The sequence below is a fragment of the Vibrio stylophorae genome (assembly GCF_921293875.1).
GTDB classification, from domain to species: Bacteria; Pseudomonadota; Gammaproteobacteria; order Enterobacterales; family Vibrionaceae; genus Vibrio_A; species Vibrio_A stylophorae.
On the sequence record NZ_CAKLDI010000001.1, the window covers coordinates 2,371,528 to 2,388,463 of the forward strand.

The following is a 16,936-nucleotide window of genomic DNA, read 5'->3' on the forward strand; positions in this document are numbered from 1 at the left end:
AAGATTATTTTTAACACCCGCGTTATATTATGTTTTCCATCAATAACTCGCCCACAGTAGGACCGGCCATGCCAATCAATGCGCTGCACCAATGGTTTCCAACGCTCACTGAGCATAGCCCTTTCATTTTTGCTGTTTTAGATACCCAGCACCGTTATTTGATGGTTAACGACCGTTTCTGCGAACTCTGTGGATTGGCACGAGAAGCTATTATTGGCCAAACCGACCGCGACGTTTTAGGCGATCAGTTCTACGCCTGTTTTTCACCATTTTATCAGCGCGCCTTTGATGGAGAGGTGATTGAAGATGAAGTGGTGCTCAATGATGGATTGGGTGATACCGCGCTGCATTTTAGTCTCTCGCCAATGCTCAATGAGCAGGGAGATGTGCAAGCCGTGGTCATTCATGCCGCAGATACGTCTGAGCGCTTGGTGCTGAATCACTCAGTGACTGATGCAGAAGCTAAATTTGGCTTGCTCAGCCAGCTGATTCAAGAAGGCGTTTGTTTGCTCGATGGCGATGTGGTGATCTCAGCCAATGATCGCGCCGCTCAGTTACTCGGCGTGCCACATCGTCACGATTTAATCACCGAGTCTTTAGGGCATTTTTTATCAGAGCGCCATTCGGAGCGCCCGCTGGAAAATCTCGATAACCTGATCAATAGCCCATCAGCCATTGAGTGCACCACCCGTCGCCGCCATGAGCCACAAACCCTAACACTGTCGCTATCGCCAACCACCTCCATGGGTAGCCCTGCCACTCTGGCACTGCTCAGCCCGCTACCACAATCGGTCGCAGTGGCTCACCAACCCGTGGAAATGGCGACGGTTGACCCCTTAACGAGCCTGCTCAATCGCCATGGTTTTATGAGCCAATTGGATCGCATGGTGAATCAGCAACAAGCGCTGACCATGCTCTACCTCGACATTGATAACTTTAAAAATATCAATGACTCGCTCGGCCATCATATTGGCGATCGCGTGCTCAAAGAGATCGCCCATCGTCTGCAGCGTCTGCTGTCACCTGAAGTGGTCATTGGTCACTTGGGGAGTGATGAATATGCCATTTTACTGCCTTGTAATATCGTGCCCGAACAAGAAGCCTTAGGCATCGTTGAGCAGATCATCACCTTAGTGAAACGTCCTTTTGACCTACAGCATTTTCGTAAAAACCTCGCCTGCTCTATTGGCGTGGTGAGTTATCCCAAAGATGGGGCGAGCGCGCGTATTTTGCTACAAAACGCCGATACCGCCATGCATGAGGCCAAAAGCCAAGGGCGTAATCGTCATGTCATTTTTGATGAACTGATGAACAAAGAAGCGCGTAAACAACTTTGGCTTGAGATTGAATTGCAACGCGCGCTGCTGCACTCACGTTTGCAAGTTTTCTTCCAAGCCAAGGTCAGTGCGCGTGATTATTCGATCAATGGCGCTGAAGCTTTGGTTCGTTGGCATCACCCGGTTGAGGGCTTTATTAGTCCAGGACAATTTATTCCCGTGGCCGAGCGCTCCGGTTTAATTGAAGCTGTGGGCCGCTTTGTGATGCGTGAAGTGTTTAAAGCGGTCAAACGTTGGACCCAACTGGGCATCCTTCCGGGGCGCATTGCCATTAACTTATCACCGCAACAGTTTCGTAATCCGCAGCTAATGAGCTACGTCAAACGCTTGCAGCAAGAGTCCGGTGTTAACCCGCGCAACATTACCTTTGAGCTTACTGAAAACGCAGTGATGAGTGATAGTGAGCACGCACTACAAATGCTTGATCACATCAAAAAGCAAGGCTTTGCGCTGTCCATTGATGACTTTGGTACGGGTTACTCTTCACTGTCCTATTTGGCCCGTTTCCCGCTTGATGAGTTGAAAATTGACCGCGCCTTTATCTGCGCGCTGGATGACACGCCAAAACAGATCACCTTGGTGGAAAACATCATCAATTTAGGCAAAGCGCTGAGTATGAACGTGGTGGCCGAAGGGGTGGAAACGCGCGAGCAAGCGACCCTGCTGTCCAATTTAAATTGCGACTGTATTCAAGGATTCCACTTTTATAAACCCATTGCACAACATGAATTTGAAGCACTTTTGTTAAAGAACAGTAAACAAACCAAAACAAAAACCCTAAACCCTGTATCACATCAATAAATTCAAAGGGTCCCATGGTTACAATGCTGGCTTTGTAAATTGTCAGCACAAGGACCTTTGGGTTTATGGAGTTGCTTTGTCCTGCGGGGAGTTTACCTGCATTAAAAACAACCATTGATAATGGTGCCGATGCGGTTTATATCGGCTTTAAAGATGACACCAATGCGCGCCACTTTGCCGGTCTGAACTTTAGCGGCAAAAAACTCGACAAGGCGGTTGAGTACGTCAAAGACAAAGGAAAGAACATTCACGTTGCGCTGAACACCTTTGCGCACCCCGATGGTTACCAGCGCTGGACACAAGCTGTCGACTTGGCTGTTGCCAGTGGTGTCGATGCTTTGATTATCAGCGATATCGCGGTGCTGCAATATGCCGCCACGCGTTATCCTGATATGGAAATCCACCTTTCAGTGCAAGCATCAGCCACCAATGCGGCGGCGATTCGCTTCTATCAGCAAAATTTTAATATCAAACGTGTGGTGCTACCGCGCGTGCTCTCCATTCAGCAGGTCAAACAGCTTTCTCGCGCCACCGATGTAGAACTGGAAGTCTTTGCCTTTGGCAGCCTGTGCATTATGGCGGAAGGCCGCTGTTATCTGTCCTCTTATCTGACCGGTGAGTCGCCAAATACCGTGGGTGCCTGCTCACCCGCAAAATATGTGCGCTGGCAAGAAACCGCCAATGGCCTTGAGTCTCGCCTTAATGAAGTACTGATTGATCGCTACCAAGCGGGTGAGAACGCGGGTTATCCAACCCTGTGTAAGGGCCGCTTTGATATTGAGATGAATGGCCAACAGCAGCGCTACCATGCGCTGGAAGAGCCAACCAGCCTCAATACCCTAGCACTATTACCTGAACTATTTGCTGCCAATGTCAGCTCGGTCAAAATTGAAGGCCGCCAGCGCAGTCCGGCCTATGTCGAGCAAGTGACCCGCGTTTGGCGCAGCGCCATCGACCGCTATCAACAAGCGCCTGAGCTTTATCATGTAGATCCAAGTTGGAACCAGTCACTGGATAAAGTTTCAGAAGGCCAGCAAACCACGCTGGGCGCCTATCATCGTCATTGGCAATAGGATTTTTCGTTATGCAAATTGCGCTTGGACCATTGCTTTATTACTGGTCTAAAACCAAAGTTTTTGAATTTTACGAGCAAGCCGCTGATAGCCAAGCGGACATCATCTATTTAGGTGAAAGTGTTTGTAGCAAACGCCGCGAGATGCGCGTCAATGATTGGCTCACCTTGGCAAAGCAGCTCAATGAGGCGGGCAAACAAGTAGTACTCAGCACCATGGCGCTCCTTGAAGCACCGAGCGAGCTCAAGATCATGCAGCAATTGGTGGATAATGGTCAGTTTGCCATTGAAGCCAATGATGTGGGCGCGATTCAAATGGCGCATGAAGCGGGTATTCCTTTCATCGTTGGCCCTGCGATTAACTGCTATAACGCCGAAGTGCTAAAACTCTTTCTCAGCCAAGGAATGACGCGCTGGTGTATGCCCGTGGAGCTATCCAAACAGTGGCTCGATAATCTACTGGTGCAATGTGATGCGCTTGGTATTCGCGATCAATTTGAGGTTGAAGTGTTTGCCCATGGCCATCTGCCACTGGCCTATTCAGCGCGCTGCTTTACCGCTCGCGCCTTGGATCGCCCCAAGGATGATTGTAAAACCTGCTGCATCGATTACCCGCAGGGGCTTAAGGTGAACAGTCAAGATGGACAGACAGTGTTTACCCTCAATGGTATTCAAACACAGTCCGGTGATTGCTATAACCTGATCAATGAAGTGGCAAGTATGCGCGATCAAGTTAATGTATTGCGTATTAGCCCTGAAGGTGAACATGCCTTTGCATTGATTGAGCAGTTTAAACAGCAAATTACTCAGCCTTCAATTCAGCTGCTACAGTCGCATGAATGTAATGGTTACTGGCATGGCGGCGCTGGCTTTCATCAAATGTAAAGTGGTCAGTGACAACCCAGCGCCTGTCATACCATGATGCCGTCCCCATGACTCAATATAGCTTTTGAGTCATGGGGTTCCCAAAGCTCAAAAAGCTGTACGGCGTCATCCATTAGGCCAGCCAGTCTTGATAAAGCTGCGCTGAATTACCGAGATAACTCACCAACCACTGCACCAATTTGTTGTTCGGCGCTTGTCGCCAAGCCATACAGCAACGACTGGGTGGCAAACTCTCAGGTAATTGCCGAGCCACCAACTCACCACTGGCGAGCAAAGGTGCCGCGATATGACTTGGCATATACCCTACCCCGACGCCTTGGCGCAAACAGTGAATCGCACTAAACCAATTGGGCAAAAGTAATCGGCGCTGCTGCGGATAGTGCCAAGTATGACGTTTGGGTAATTCACGTGAGGTATCATCCAAACAAATTGCAGAATATTGGCTGACATCACTTTCTGTGAGTACGTCCATTTCCGCCAGCGGATGATCAGCGGCCAGCACAAAGGTCCAGTTGAGCTCGCCCATATCCACCACGCCATAATCACCGCTTACCGGTATCGCTGCGGTGGCGCCAATCACAATATCAGCGCGCTGCTGAGCCAAGGCTTCCCAAGTGCCATTAAAGACTTCCATATTGATCTGCAACTCGGCAAAGGGAAAGGTGCGATAAAAGTCATCGATTAACTGTTTTAACCGCTCGAGTTTGACCACATTATCTAGCGTCAAACAGACCTTATCTTGCCAGCCCTGGGCCATGCGTTGCGTTTGACTGCGGATCTCAGCCATTTGCCGTAATAGACCTCGCGCTTCTTGAACAAAAAGTTCACCGGCAGGCGTTAACTCCACATGCCGTGGCAAACGGCGAAACAGTACCACATCCAGCTGCTGCTCAATCTGGCGAATGTTGTAGCTCACTGCCGATGGCACTTTATTCAATGCCTGCGCCGCTGCACTAAAGCTTCCTAAGCGCGCCACCATATCGACCAGCTCTAAAGATTGCACAGAGAACATACACACCTTTCAAAAAATTTGATTGATAACTACAAATTTTAGCGCCACTGACAAATATTGAAAGCAATACAATAGCAATGCCTGATTTAATCTGGCTCAAAAAACAATAGAACAATGAATTATTTTGATTGGTGATGATGTTATGAAAGTATCTCCATTGACCCTACTTTATCTCGCACTGCTGTCGATGCTTGGTTTCATCGCTACAGACATGTACCTTCCAGCCTTTAAAGCGATGGAACAAAGTTTTGCAACTGGCCCTGAGGCCATTGCCCTGTCGCTTTCAATTTTCCTTGCCGGTTTGGCCATGGGACAAATTGTTTGGGGGATCTTGAGTGATCGCTTTGGCCATGCACGCATGCTATTTGCTGGCCTTGTGATCTTTACCATCGCATCACTGGGCCTGGCATTTAGTCAAAGTGTTTGGCAATTACTGGCGCTGCGCTTTGTGCAGGCCATTGGCGTCTGTGCGCCAACGGTCATCTGGCAAGCCATGGTGATTGATCGCTATGAAAGCAAAGTCAGCCAACAAATTTTTGCCACCATCATGCCGCTTGTTGCGCTCTCACCAGCCCTTGCACCGCAACTTGGTGTGCAGCTTGCCAACCACTTTGGCTGGCCAAGTATCTTTATGGCGCTCACCGTCATTGGTGTACTGCTTGCTTTGGCAACCCTCAAGCAGCCACATAGTGCACGTCAGAGCAACCCTGAACCACTTGCACGCGCCATGAAAAATCTAGTCAGCAACCGCGCTTATTTGGGCAATGTGATGATCTTTGCCAGTGCTTCTGCGGCATTCTTTGCTTATCTCACTGGCATGCCAGAGATCATGGCCAAAATGGGTTATAGCCCAGATGACATCGCTAGCAGCTTTATTCCGCAAACCATCGCCTTTATCGTGGGTGGCTACGGCGGTAAGTGGGCTGTACAGCGCTTTGGTGAAGGGATTGTGCTACGTTTGATGCTCTCGCTCTTTAGCTTATCAGCACTCACCATTCTGGCTGCGTCGCAATCTGGTATTAGCCAAATTTGGCCACTGCTTTCGCCATTTTGTTTGATTGCTGTGGCAAACGGCGCTGTTTATCCAATCGTGGTTAACCGCGCTCTATCGCAAGCCAAAGAGAGCCCAGCCATGGCTGCTGGTTTACAAAACAGCCTACAAATCTGTCTTTGTAGCTTAGCAAGCGCCATTGTTGCCCGTTTTGCCAGCCAAGCCCTAAGCGTGACGGGGATTGTAATTGCAGTTTGTTTTGTCACCCTTTGGTGCGGTTACTTCCTTGCCAAGCGCCCAGCGCAAAACGCTGCACCGCTAAATCAAGTGGCGAGTGATAAGCTTTAATCGCTTCACTAAAAGAACATAGCTAAAACGCAATATTCGAAAAGCTAAGTTCAAAAGGCTGATCTCTAAAGCCCAGATAAAAAAATCCCTCGCAAGCGAGGGATTTTTATTGGCTGTAAATCAGTGTTTGATTAACGCGTTAGATCATCAAAGAACTTTTTCACGCCATCAAAGAAACCTTCTGATTTCGGTTTGTGTTTTTTCGCTGAACTGCCACCAAGTGACTCTTCAAGCTCAGACAACAACTCACGCTGACGCTCGCTCAAGTTCACTGGAGTTTCAACCACCAGCTTACAGATCAAGTCGCCGACAGCGCCGCCACGAACCGATTTCACACCTTTGCCGCGCATGCGGAACATGCGACCGGTTTGGGTCTCTTTTGGTACTTTCAGTGCCACACGACCATTCAGGGTTGGCACTTCCACTTCACCGCCAAGTGCCGCCATGGTGAAACTAATTGGCACTTCGCAATAAAGGTTGTTCTGGTCACGCTCAAAGATTGGGTGCTGACGCACACTCACTTGAACATACAAATCACCTGCTGGTGCGCCGTTCTCGCCTGCTTCACCTTCTCCGGTCAAACGAATACGATCGCCTGTATCCACACCGGCTGGGATTTTCACAGAAAGCGTCTTGGTCTTTTGCACTCGGCCATTGCCATGACAATCACCACAAGGATCGCTAATGGTTTTACCGCGACCATGACAGCTTGGACAGGTTTGTTGCACCGCAAAGAAACCTTGGCGCATCTGTACTTGACCTGTGCCATGACAGGTACCACAGGTTGATGCTGAGGTGCCTTTCTTAGCACCAGAACCACCACAGGTTTCACAACCCACAAGGGTTGGTACTTCAATCTCTTTGCTGCAACCTGCAACTGCTTCTTCGAGGCTTAGCTCCATGTTGTAGCGCAAATCAGCACCGCGTTGGGCGCGAGGTTGACCACCGCCGCGACGACCGCCACCGAAAATATCGCCAAACACATCACCGAAGATATCACCAAAATCAGCGCCACCGCCGCCGAAACCACCGCCACCAAAGCCGCCATGGCCTTGTTCAAAAGCGGCATGGCCATATTGGTCATAGGCTGCTTTTTTCTGTGGATCGGTCAGAATTTCGTAGGCTTCTTTTACTTCTTTAAACTTCTCTGGCGCATCCGCATCATGGTTACGATCGGGATGGAATTTCATCGCCAATCGCTTATATGCTTTCTTAATATCGCGCTCAGAGGCATCGCGGCCGACGCCTAGCACTTCATAATAATCGCGTTTTGACATAAAACCTGTCTGCCTCTAATGCAAGGACGGGCGTATGAGAGTTCCCAAACGCCCGTGAATATCACAAGGATGATTGACGATTATTTTTTGTCGTCTTTCACTTCTTCAAACTCAGCGTCAACAACGTCATCGTCTTGGTTGCTTTGACCGTTGTCTGCTTGCGCTTGCTGTGCTTGTGCTTGCTGTTGCGCAATTTCCATTAGCTTTTGAGACGCAGCAATCAGCGCTTGTACTTTCGCATCGATTGCTTCTTTGTCTTCGCCTTTAGACGCAGTTTCTAGCTCGCTGATCGCAGTTTCGATTTGCGCTTTGTCGTCTGCACCCAGTGCATCGCCAGCTTCTTCGATTTGTTTGCGAGTTGCGTGAACCATTTGGTCCGCTTGGTTGCGAGCAGTAACTAGCTCTTCAAATTTCTTATCAGCTTCTTTGTTCGCTTCTGCTTCTTGCACCATCTTCTCGATGTCTGCATCGCTTAGGCCGCCAGAGGCTTGAATGGTGATCTTCTGCTCTTTACCTGTGTTCTTGTCTTTTGCTGATACGTGCAAAATACCGTCCGCATCAAGGTCAAAAGTCACTTCGATTTGTGGCATACCACGTGCAGCAGCTTGAATACCTTCAAGGTTGAACTGACCCAAAGACTTGTTGTAAGACGCTTGCTTACGCTCACCTTGAAGCACGTGAATGGTTACCGCGCTTTGGTTGTCTTCAGCAGTTGAGAACACTTGGCTCGCTTTTGTTGGGATCGTGGTGTTCTTTTCAATCAACTTGGTCATCACGCCGCCCATGGTTTCGATACCAAGAGACAGTGGGGTTACATCAAGAAGAAGAACGTCTTTCACTTCACCAGCAAGTACACCGCCTTGAACGGCTGCGCCCATTGCAACTGCTTCGTCAGGGTTCACGTCTTTACGTGGCTCTTTACCGAAGAACTCAGTTACTTTGGCTTGCACCATAGGCATACGAGTTTGACCACCAACAAGGATCACGTCGTTGATGTCGCTAATAGATAGCTCAGCATCAGCCAAAGCAACACGAAGTGGCTCAAGTGAACGTTGCACCAAATCTTCAACCAAAGATTCAAGTTTAGAGCGCGTTACTTTGATGTTCATGTGCTTAGGACCAGTTGCGTCTGCAGTCACATAAGGTAGGTTCACATCAGTTTGTTGCGCTGAAGATAGCTCGATCTTCGCTTTTTCTGCTGCTTCTTTTAGACGCTGCATTGCAAGTGGATCGTTACGTAGGTCGATGCCTTGCTCTTTTTGGAACTCGTCTACCAAGTAGTTGATTAGACGGTTATCAAAGTCTTCACCACCAAGGTGGGTATCACCGTTGGTTGCCAATACTTCAAAGGTTTTCTCGCCATCAACTTCATCGATTTCGATGATTGAGATATCGAATGTACCACCACCCAAGTCATACACAGCGATAGTGCGATCGCCGCCTTTCTTGTCCATGCCGTATGCCAATGCAGCAGCAGTTGGTTCGTTGATGATACGTTTTACTTCTAGACCTGCGATACGACCCGCATCTTTAGTTGCTTGACGTTGTGCGTCGTTAAAGTACGCAGGAACAGTGATTACTGCACCAGTTACCTCTTCACCAAGGAACTCTTCTGCAGTTTTCTTCATTTTTTTCAAAACTTCAGCAGAAACTTGTGGCGCAGCCATTTTCTGGCCTTTTGCTTCTACCCATGCATCGCCATTGTCAGCTTTTACAATGTTGAATGGCATGATTTTGATATCGCGCTGAACTTCTTCATCTTCAAAACGACGACCGATCAAACGCTTGATTGCAAATAGGGTGTTTTGTGGATTAGTAACAGCTTGACGTTTAGCAGGCTGACCAACCAGGGTCTCACCGTCGGTATATGCAATTACCGAAGGCGTAGTGCGATCGCCTTCCGCGTTCTCAATCACACGGGCTTTATCGCCGTCTAGTACCGCAACACAAGAGTTGGTTGTACCCAAGTCAATACCAATGATTTTACCCATCAGGTTATCTCCAAATATGCTTTACATAATCGCTCGCACCGCGAGCGTCATTTCATCTGAGTGGTGAGCCGTTATATTGCTTCACCTTGCTTATGGCTTTTAAATAAGGGCGCAAAAATCCTTTTCAAGGGTCAAAACAAAAAAAACTCGTCAAAAGACGAGTTTTTTTTCAATCAGTGGACAAACAACATTATGCTTCGACGTTGATATTGCCTTCTGGCGCCTTAGAGACCATTACCATCGCAGGGCGAATCACGCGATCATTCAAGGCATAACCTTTTTGCATCACCAACATCACAGTGTTAGGCGCAAATTCGCTGCTCTCTTGAATCGACATCGCTTGATGCTGCTCAGGGTTAAAGGCTTCACCATGCGGATCAATCGGCTGTAGACCATGCTTGCTGATTGCAGAAACCATGGTTTTTAGCGTCAATTCAACGCCTTCAATCATTGGCTTGATGGCATCATTTTCTTTGTCTGCCATCTCTACTGCGCGCTCCATGTTGTCGATCACTGGCAACAACTCACCGGCAAAACGCTCCAACGCAAATTTACGCGCCTTGTCGATCTCTTGTTCCGTTCGACGACGCATGTTTTCAACTTCTGCCGCAGCGCGTAGCACGCTGTCTTTTTGTTCTAATACCTTCGCTTCGCTGGCAGCAAGTTGCGCTTCAAGCTCCGCAACTTGCGCATGTAATGCAGCAAGCTCTTCGATTACATCGGCTTGTGCATCATCAGCATCGAATTCCTCGGCGATGACTTCAACGTCTGCGGTTTGGGCATCCATTTGGGTGTCGTCGTGTTGGTCTTTTTTATCTTCAGTGCTCATGGTTACTCCGAACAATTCATGGGTCTGATTGGCTGTAACATCACAGGCCAATTAAATTTTAATCACAGTTGAAGCTTATTATGGGGATCAATCTAAATGATTCAAGCGGTGCGCGATGACAATAGGCGACAATTGTGTGATGACAACGTTATACTGGCCAAGATCCACCAAAAGCATCTGATTTTCCTAGCATGTGGTGGACGCCTGACCCTAACGCGAAGGATGGCAACATGTCCCAACTTTTTTCAACCATCGCTTTAATTGGCAAACCCCGCGATGAGCAAGCCTGTGCGACCCACGTTGCCATTTATCATTGGCTGATCGCGCAAAATTATCAGGTGCTCATCGATTCACGTCTACGCGATGTTTTGCCCAATCTAGACGCTGAATTTACCGGCCTCGTTGAGCTTGGCAATCGGGCTGATCTTGCCATTGTTGTCGGAGGTGATGGCAATATGCTTGGCGCTGCGCGGGTGCTTTCCCGCTGTGATATCGCGGTGATTGGTGTCAATCGAGGCAACCTTGGCTTTTTGACCGATGTCGATCCAGATGAGTTTGAGCAAACCCTTGGCGCGATGTTGACTGGCGAGTTCACCACCGAGCATCGCTTTTTATTAGAAGCGGAAGTGCATCGCCATCAGCAAATGAAAAGCCACAATGCCGCGCTCAACGAAGTGGTTCTTCATCCGGGTAAAATTGCGCATATGATTGAGTTTGAGGTCAGCATCGATGACCAATTTGCTTTCTCTCAGCGCTCCGATGGTTTGATTATTGCGACGCCAACTGGCTCAACCGCCTATTCACTCTCCGGCGGCGGCCCAATTTTAGGCCCCAAACTTGATGCCATCACTTTGGTACCGATGTTTCCACATACCCTATCCTGCCGCCCATTGGTGGTCGATGCCAAACAGCGCATTCGCTTAACGGTTTCACCGAACAACCGCGATCGCCTTGAAATCAGTTGTGATGGGCAAGTGACCCTACCCGTCGCACCTGGTGATACCGTCGAAATATTCCAAAGTGAGCACCGCCTTAAGCTGCTACACCCTAAGGATTATAACTACTATCACACCCTGCGACGTAAGCTGGGCTGGTCCAGCAAGTTGTTTTAAATGGGCTGAAGATACAAAAATTGAATGAAATGCCTGTACATTTGTGCAGGCATTTTTGCGATCCACACATAAAATCTGCATACAGCCATTTACTGTATAAAATTACAGTTTATACTGTTCATTCAAACAGTGTGTTTGTTTAAACAGGATATGCATTCATGTTGGTTCAATTAACGATTTCAAACTTTGCCATTGTGAAATCCCTTGAGCTTGACCTCAAACCAGGGATGACCACCATTACCGGTGAAACGGGTGCCGGTAAATCCATCGCCATCGATGCCTTAAGCCTTTGCTTAGGTGAGCGAGCAGAGGCCAGTATGGTTCGCCCTGGTGAAGAAAAAGCGGAAGTGAGCGCTTGTTTTCGTATTGAGAAAAACCCAGCCGCCAAACAATGGCTCGATCAAAATGATTTAGAGTCTGGCGATGAATGCATTATGCGCCGCGTGATCACCAAAGAGGGTCGTTCACGCGCTTATATCAATGGCAACCCCGTACCTGCAGCGCAACTCAAAGCCCTCGGCCATACCCTAATCAATATTCATGGCCAGCATGCACACCAACTGCTGACCAAACCCGAATCACAATTGGCGATGCTAGATCACTATGCAGGCCACCACCGCCTATTACTCAACTGCCAAAGCCAATATCGCCATTGGCAGCAACAACGCAAAGTTTGGCAAGATGCCATCAACAACCAAGCGGAATATGAATCGCAGCGTCAATTGCTCGAATACCAAGTGGCCGAGCTCAATGAGTTTGCCTTAGCTGAGCAAGAGTACGCAGAGCTTGAAGCTGAGCATCAAATACTCGCTAACAGTGGCCAACTCAGCGAGCATTGCCAAGCTGCGCTAGCGGCGCTGAGCGAAGCTGAAGAGGGTCATTGCCAGCAAACACTCAATGCCGCAATTAAAGCACTTGAGCAGCTAAGCGAACTAGATGAGCGTTTACAACCGCAATTAACCATGCTGCATGAAGCAGCCATTTTGCTTAGTGAAACCAGCCAAGAGCTGTGCCGTTATCAAGATGATATCGAGATCGATCCGGCGCGTTTCGATTATATCGAAGAGCGTCTTGGACAGATCCATCGTCTAGCCAAAAAGCATCAAGTTGAGCCAGCACAACTCTACGCGCAGCACCAACAGCTACTGGCTGAACTTGAGAGTATTAGCGGTGGTGATGAGCGCATTGAAGCGTTGGAAGCGGCCTGCCAAGAAGCCGTGGCACAGTATCATGATGCCGCCATGGCGTTGAGCGATAGCCGCCAGAAATTTGCCAATACGCTCAATGATAAAATCAGCAAGAGCATGCATCAGTTAAGTATGGAAAAAGGTCAATTCAAAATTGATTTTGAGACCGACATTAGCCACGCCAAGAGCAATGGCATGGATAAGATCAATTTCTTGGTTTCCACTAACCCAGGCCAACCGCTACAAGCGCTAGTCAAAGTGGCCTCTGGTGGTGAGCTTTCTCGTATCTCATTAGCAATTCAGGTGATCACCGCACAGAAAATCGATACCCCAAGTTTGATTTTTGATGAGGTGGATGTGGGGATCAGCGGTCCAACTGCCGCCGTCGTGGGTAAGATGCTACGTAAGCTTGGTGATTCAACGCAGGTTCTATGTGTCACGCACTTGCCACAAGTGGCTGGCGCCGGCCATCAGCAAATGTTTGTCGCCAAGCGCAGTGAAGGTCAAAGCACAGAAACTAGCATGAGCCCACTCAATCAGCAGCAGCGTATTAAAGAACTCGCTCGCTTACTGGGGGGCAGTAAGATCACCGAGTCCACACTGGCCAATGCCCGCGAGCTTCTCATTGCCGCTTAATGAGCGCATGGTTATAGGCAGATGCCCAATTTAAGAAAGCCCAGCAAGCCGCTGGGCTTTTTCTATACTCAAAATCAATTCATCAACCAAATGCGTCGGGAACTCTTGCCCAAATAGGTGCTCTAACTGCAAGATATAGCAATGCTTTATCAGGCTTAACGCACGTTTCCTGATGCTCCTTTTTACAACATCGCGCGAACTTGTATACTATGCGCCTCTTACGGATAGGATTGAACTGAGTAGTTATGCGATTGAAAACCACTGTTGCCCTTATCTTTGCCCTGCTTCTCAGTGGCTGCGGCACCATTGCCGAAAAATTGGTATACCGCATTGATATCGACCAAGGTAACTATATCGAGCAGAGCGCTGTCGATCTGCTGCGTTTCGGCATGACCAAAGAACAAGTCGCATACGTGATGGGCTCCCCGATGATCGTCGAACCAAGCACGCCCGACACCTGGTACTTCGTGCAGCATATTGAAAAAGGCACTGGGGAAGTCACGCAAAAAACCTTGATTATCGATTTTGATAAAAATCAGCGCTTGGTCGGCTTTAAAGGTGACTTTACGCCAGGGCCTAACTTCTTTACCCCACTTCAGTAAAACCAATCAATACCCATAAAAAAACGCAGCGAAAGGCTGCGTTTTTTATTCACGTGAAAATTTGATAATCACGCTTATAGGGTGTCTAGAATTTCCTGTGGCAACGCCAACTCATCATTCTTATTCACCCCAATCCCTGAAGCCAAAACGGCTTGCGCAATGGCTTTCGCCTCTTCCAATGAGTGCATCACAAAGGTGCCACACTGGTAAGCGTTAAGCTCAGGAATTTGGTCTTGATTTGGCACTGCCAGTACATCGTTCATTGCGGCTTGCCATGCATCGGCAACTTGCTGCTCTGAAGGTGTACCAATCAGGCTCATATAGAAACCTGTACGGCAGCCCATTGGTGATATATCAATGATCTCAACGGCATCACCATTCAAGTGATCACGCATAAAACCAGCATATAAGTGCTCTAGGGTGTGAATCCCTTTTTCACTCAAAATATCTTGGTTTGGGCGACAAAAACGCAAATCAAAAACAGTAATGGTGTCGCCTTTGGGTGTGGTCATGGTCTTTGCCACACGCACTGCAGGCGCCTGCATACGTTTATGATCAACGGTAAAACTATCTAAAAGTGGCATGAGCAAACCTCTACTTGGGGGTGACCTAAAACGGCCACCAGCTTCGATTGTCTTCAAGCTCAGCACGGCACTGCTTTAACTGCCAACCGTACGTCTCTGCTTGCTTTTGAACTTTTCTAGCCACTTGCTGTACCTGTGGCTTATTGCGGTAAGTTCCACGCTGATAACCACCTCGCCCTTCATGATAGGCAAGGTATTGTCGGTAGGCATCCCACTTCGAGATGCCGAGCAAGCGATTTGTTTCTGAAGTATACCAACCGATAAACATCATCGCATCGGCAAAATCAGTACGAGAGCCACCATAATCCGTGGCTTTCTGAAAATCAGACCATGCGGGATCCTGCGCCTGTGCATAGCCGTAGGCTGAGCTTGGCCGTCCAAGCGGAATAAACAGGAACCACTTACGCGGTGGTCTGGCATCGTGCACATAGGCACTTTCTTGACGAACAAAGGCCATGGCCACTTGAATCGGCGTGCCATAGGCTTCATTCATGTCAACAGCCCCTTCATACCAATCTGGATATTGGCGAAAGATACTGCAAATATTATCCGGCTGCTGTGGCGGGGCATTGGCACAGCCAACCAGCAGCATGGCGGCACTGACAGCGAGTCCCTTCATCCATTGCATCACGAGTGTTGCGACTCCTTGAGATAATGGAAGTAGTTCGCCAAATACGCATCCAAGGAACCTTGGTCGGTGGCTTCCATCTCAGCTTGGCGTGCCAATGAATCCTGCGCTTCTTGACGAAATTGCGCTTCACTAATTTGACGATATTCGCCCTGCTGCAAAGATTCAGTATGGGATTTTGCCAATTTTTTACCCAAGCCAATCACACACTGATCTTGCTGAATCTGCTCAAGGATACGTGCAGATAAAGTCTTACTTGGATCAACCAACCAAGATGCCAATTCATCACAGGTTTGCTGATAATGCTGACCACCATTGACCTGATCAAAGAGTTCAGCAATTTGGCGAAGCTCAGCAAATACACGCTCGCCCCAAACACGCTGGGTCAATTGCTCGCCTTGACAGCCAATGGTCAACATCAAATCAGGCTGACGGCCACGCAAAATAATCTCTTGCCAGTTTTTGTGCCAGCACTGCTGCTCGCACTGACTCATGGGCTCAGATTCAGTCAATCCACACCAAGTGAGGAACAGATCAAGGAAGTACACTTGCTGACGAGTGAGGCCAACTGCGCTAAATGGATTCACATCCAAAGCGCGCACTTCGATATATTCCACCCCACCACGCGCTAGCGCATCCGATGGTTTTTCACCACTTTTTGCGACGCGTTTTGGACGAATCGGCGCATAGAGTTCATTTTCAATCTGCAGAATATTGGTGTTTAGCTGGCGATATTCACCATCCACTTTAACGCCAATTTCCGCAAACTTATCAGAAGGCAGATGAATGGCACGGCGCACCCCATCAAGATAAGCATTTAAGCTGTTAAAACTAATGGCCAGATCGCTTTGCTCGCTGTTGGTGTAACCCAAATCACTGAGGCGCAGCGCTGTGGCATAGGGCAAATACAAGGTGCCTTCGCCTGCTTTTTCAAAAGGCAAAGTACTGGCTTTGTCTTTGACAAAAGATTGGCACAACGCAGGTGATGAGCCAAAAAGATAGGGAATCAACCAACCAAAGCGGTAGTAATTACGGATCAGTGCAAAATAACCCTCAGAGGTAATATCTTCATCCGCTGACGCTTGTGGAAATACAATGGGCCAAAAATCAGTCGGCAAAGAAAAATTAAAATGCACCCCTGCAATAATTTGCATCAAGCTGCCATAGCGATTTTTCAAGCCTTGACGATACAGGTGCTTCATTTGCCCCACGTGTGAGCTGCCATAATCAGCCAACTGAATATCATCTTGATGTCCCACAAAACAAGGCATCGACATTGGCCACAGGTGTTCATCGCCAATCTCATTGACGGTGAAATGATGAATATCGCGCAACTGCTCTAAAAGCGTATCCACAGAGTGGCTCACCGGCGTGATCATCTCTAAAAGTGGCTCAGCAAAATCTGTGGTGATCCATTTGTGGGTCAGGGCTGATCCCAAGGTTTGCCCATGCGGTAACTGAGACAGCTCTCCCCGTTCGGTCAGACGCAAAGCTTCACGCTCGACGCCACGGCCAATCTGACAAAGCAATTGAGGCTGGGCAGCTAATCGATTTAGCCGCTGAGAAAAAGTGCTCAAAAGTGAATCCGAAAAAATGCAAACAATGGCGTTAGCATAATCTCTATCGGCGTGAATAGCCACGGTT

The 16,936-nt window shown here is 48.5% G+C and carries 14 protein-coding genes; 7 read left to right on the plus strand and 7 right to left on the minus strand.

Annotated features, from left to right (window positions below; translation table 11 throughout):
* Nucleotides 1-68 precede the first annotated feature (68 nt).
* The 3 genes from L9P36_RS11025 (at nt 69) to L9P36_RS11035 (ending at nt 4,095) form a co-directional block, all read left to right on the plus strand.
* Nucleotides 69-2,138, plus strand: a complete 2,070-nt coding sequence (locus L9P36_RS11025; RefSeq protein WP_237466812.1) for a putative bifunctional diguanylate cyclase/phosphodiesterase — start codon at nt 69-71, stop codon at nt 2,136-2,138.
* Nucleotides 2,139-2,203: 65 nt separating this feature from the next.
* Nucleotides 2,204-3,211, plus strand: coding sequence for a ubiquinone anaerobic biosynthesis protein UbiU (ubiU, locus tag L9P36_RS11030; protein ID WP_237466814.1), 1,008 nt, complete (start codon nt 2,204-2,206; stop codon nt 3,209-3,211).
* Nucleotides 3,212-3,222: 11 nt separating this feature from the next.
* Complete coding sequence (locus tag L9P36_RS11035) at nt 3,223-4,095, plus strand: U32 family peptidase (RefSeq protein WP_237466815.1); 873 nt, start codon at nt 3,223-3,225, stop codon at nt 4,093-4,095.
* A gap of 112 nt (nt 4,096-4,207) precedes the next feature.
* Here the strand turns inward: L9P36_RS11035 and punR are convergent, their stop codons facing one another.
* Nucleotides 4,208-5,107 carry a DNA-binding transcriptional activator PunR gene (gene punR, locus L9P36_RS11040; protein ID WP_237466817.1) on the minus strand — a complete coding sequence of 300 codons (900 nt, stop codon included), beginning with the start codon at nt 5,105-5,107 and terminating at the stop codon, nt 4,208-4,210.
* 142 nt (nt 5,108-5,249) lie between these two features.
* On the opposite strand from punR, the gene punC reads away from it, so the two are divergent.
* On the plus strand, nt 5,250-6,446 hold the full coding sequence (gene punC, locus L9P36_RS11045; protein WP_237466819.1) for a purine nucleoside transporter PunC: 1,197 nt from the start codon (nt 5,250-5,252) through the stop codon (nt 6,444-6,446).
* A 131-nt stretch (nt 6,447-6,577) separates the two neighbouring features.
* Here punC and dnaJ read toward each other — a convergent pair whose 3' ends face one another.
* From dnaJ to grpE, 3 genes are all read right to left on the minus strand, one after another.
* Nucleotides 6,578-7,723 carry a molecular chaperone DnaJ gene (gene dnaJ / locus L9P36_RS11050; protein WP_237466821.1) on the minus strand — a complete coding sequence of 382 codons (1,146 nt, stop codon included), beginning with the start codon at nt 7,721-7,723 and terminating at the stop codon, nt 6,578-6,580.
* A gap of 80 nt (nt 7,724-7,803) precedes the next feature.
* Nucleotides 7,804-9,714 carry a molecular chaperone DnaK gene (dnaK, locus tag L9P36_RS11055; RefSeq protein ID WP_237466823.1) on the minus strand — a complete coding sequence of 637 codons (1,911 nt, stop codon included), beginning with the start codon at nt 9,712-9,714 and terminating at the stop codon, nt 7,804-7,806.
* 190 nt (nt 9,715-9,904) lie between these two features.
* Nucleotides 9,905-10,543, minus strand: coding sequence for a nucleotide exchange factor GrpE (gene grpE / locus L9P36_RS11060; protein ID WP_237466825.1), 639 nt, complete (start codon nt 10,541-10,543; stop codon nt 9,905-9,907).
* 230 nt (nt 10,544-10,773) lie between these two features.
* Between grpE and nadK the strand changes: the two genes are divergently transcribed.
* From nadK to bamE, 3 genes are all read left to right on the plus strand, one after another.
* Entirely contained in the window at nt 10,774-11,655 is an 882-nt protein-coding gene (gene nadK, locus L9P36_RS11065; RefSeq protein WP_237466827.1) for an NAD(+) kinase, read from the plus strand.
* A 158-nt stretch (nt 11,656-11,813) separates the two neighbouring features.
* Nucleotides 11,814-13,478, plus strand: a complete 1,665-nt coding sequence (recN, locus tag L9P36_RS11070) for a DNA repair protein RecN (protein WP_237466829.1) — start codon at nt 11,814-11,816, stop codon at nt 13,476-13,478.
* 245 nt (nt 13,479-13,723) lie between these two features.
* Nucleotides 13,724-14,080, plus strand: coding sequence for an outer membrane protein assembly factor BamE (gene bamE / locus L9P36_RS11075; protein WP_237466831.1), 357 nt, complete (start codon nt 13,724-13,726; stop codon nt 14,078-14,080).
* A gap of 74 nt (nt 14,081-14,154) precedes the next feature.
* Here bamE and luxS read toward each other — a convergent pair whose 3' ends face one another.
* Genes luxS through gshA form a run of 3 tightly spaced genes read right to left on the minus strand, consistent with a single transcriptional unit; the run spans nt 14,155 to nt 16,869 of the window.
* Entirely contained in the window at nt 14,155-14,664 is a 510-nt protein-coding gene (gene luxS, locus L9P36_RS11080) for an S-ribosylhomocysteine lyase (protein WP_237466833.1), read from the minus strand.
* A 25-nt stretch (nt 14,665-14,689) separates the two neighbouring features.
* Complete coding sequence (locus L9P36_RS11085) at nt 14,690-15,292, minus strand: transglycosylase SLT domain-containing protein (RefSeq protein ID WP_237467916.1); 603 nt, start codon at nt 15,290-15,292, stop codon at nt 14,690-14,692.
* Nucleotides 15,292-16,869: a glutamate--cysteine ligase gene (gshA, locus tag L9P36_RS11090; protein ID WP_237466835.1), complete on the minus strand. Its 1,578-nt coding sequence runs from the start codon at nt 16,867-16,869 to the stop codon at nt 15,292-15,294. Before gshA ends, L9P36_RS11085 begins: the two co-directional genes overlap by 1 nt.
* Nucleotides 16,870-16,936 lie beyond the last annotated feature (67 nt).

Bases quoted from the DNA above. Each gene is read 5' to 3' on its own strand.
- L9P36_RS11025 (WP_237466812.1), top strand. From the start codon at position 69: ATGCCAATCAATGCGCTGCACCAATGGTTTCCAACGCTCACTGAGCAT.
- ubiU (WP_237466814.1), top strand. From the start codon at position 2,204: ATGGAGTTGCTTTGTCCTGCGGGGAGTTTACCTGCATTAAAAACAACC.
- L9P36_RS11035 (WP_237466815.1), top strand. From the start codon at position 3,223: ATGCAAATTGCGCTTGGACCATTGCTTTATTACTGGTCTAAAACCAAA.
- punR (WP_237466817.1), bottom strand. From the start codon at position 5,107: ATGTTCTCTGTGCAATCTTTAGAGCTGGTCGATATGGTGGCGCGCTTA.
- punC (WP_237466819.1), top strand. From the start codon at position 5,250: ATGAAAGTATCTCCATTGACCCTACTTTATCTCGCACTGCTGTCGATG.
- dnaJ (WP_237466821.1), bottom strand. From the start codon at position 7,723: ATGTCAAAACGCGATTATTATGAAGTGCTAGGCGTCGGCCGCGATGCC.
- dnaK (WP_237466823.1), bottom strand. From the start codon at position 9,714: ATGGGTAAAATCATTGGTATTGACTTGGGTACAACCAACTCTTGTGTT.
- grpE (WP_237466825.1), bottom strand. From the start codon at position 10,543: ATGAGCACTGAAGATAAAAAAGACCAACACGACGACACCCAAATGGAT.
- nadK (WP_237466827.1), top strand. From the start codon at position 10,774: ATGTCCCAACTTTTTTCAACCATCGCTTTAATTGGCAAACCCCGCGAT.
- recN (WP_237466829.1), top strand. From the start codon at position 11,814: ATGTTGGTTCAATTAACGATTTCAAACTTTGCCATTGTGAAATCCCTT.
- bamE (WP_237466831.1), top strand. From the start codon at position 13,724: ATGCGATTGAAAACCACTGTTGCCCTTATCTTTGCCCTGCTTCTCAGT.
- luxS (WP_237466833.1), bottom strand. From the start codon at position 14,664: ATGCCACTTTTAGATAGTTTTACCGTTGATCATAAACGTATGCAGGCG.
- L9P36_RS11085 (WP_237467916.1), bottom strand. From the start codon at position 15,292: ATGCAATGGATGAAGGGACTCGCTGTCAGTGCCGCCATGCTGCTGGTT.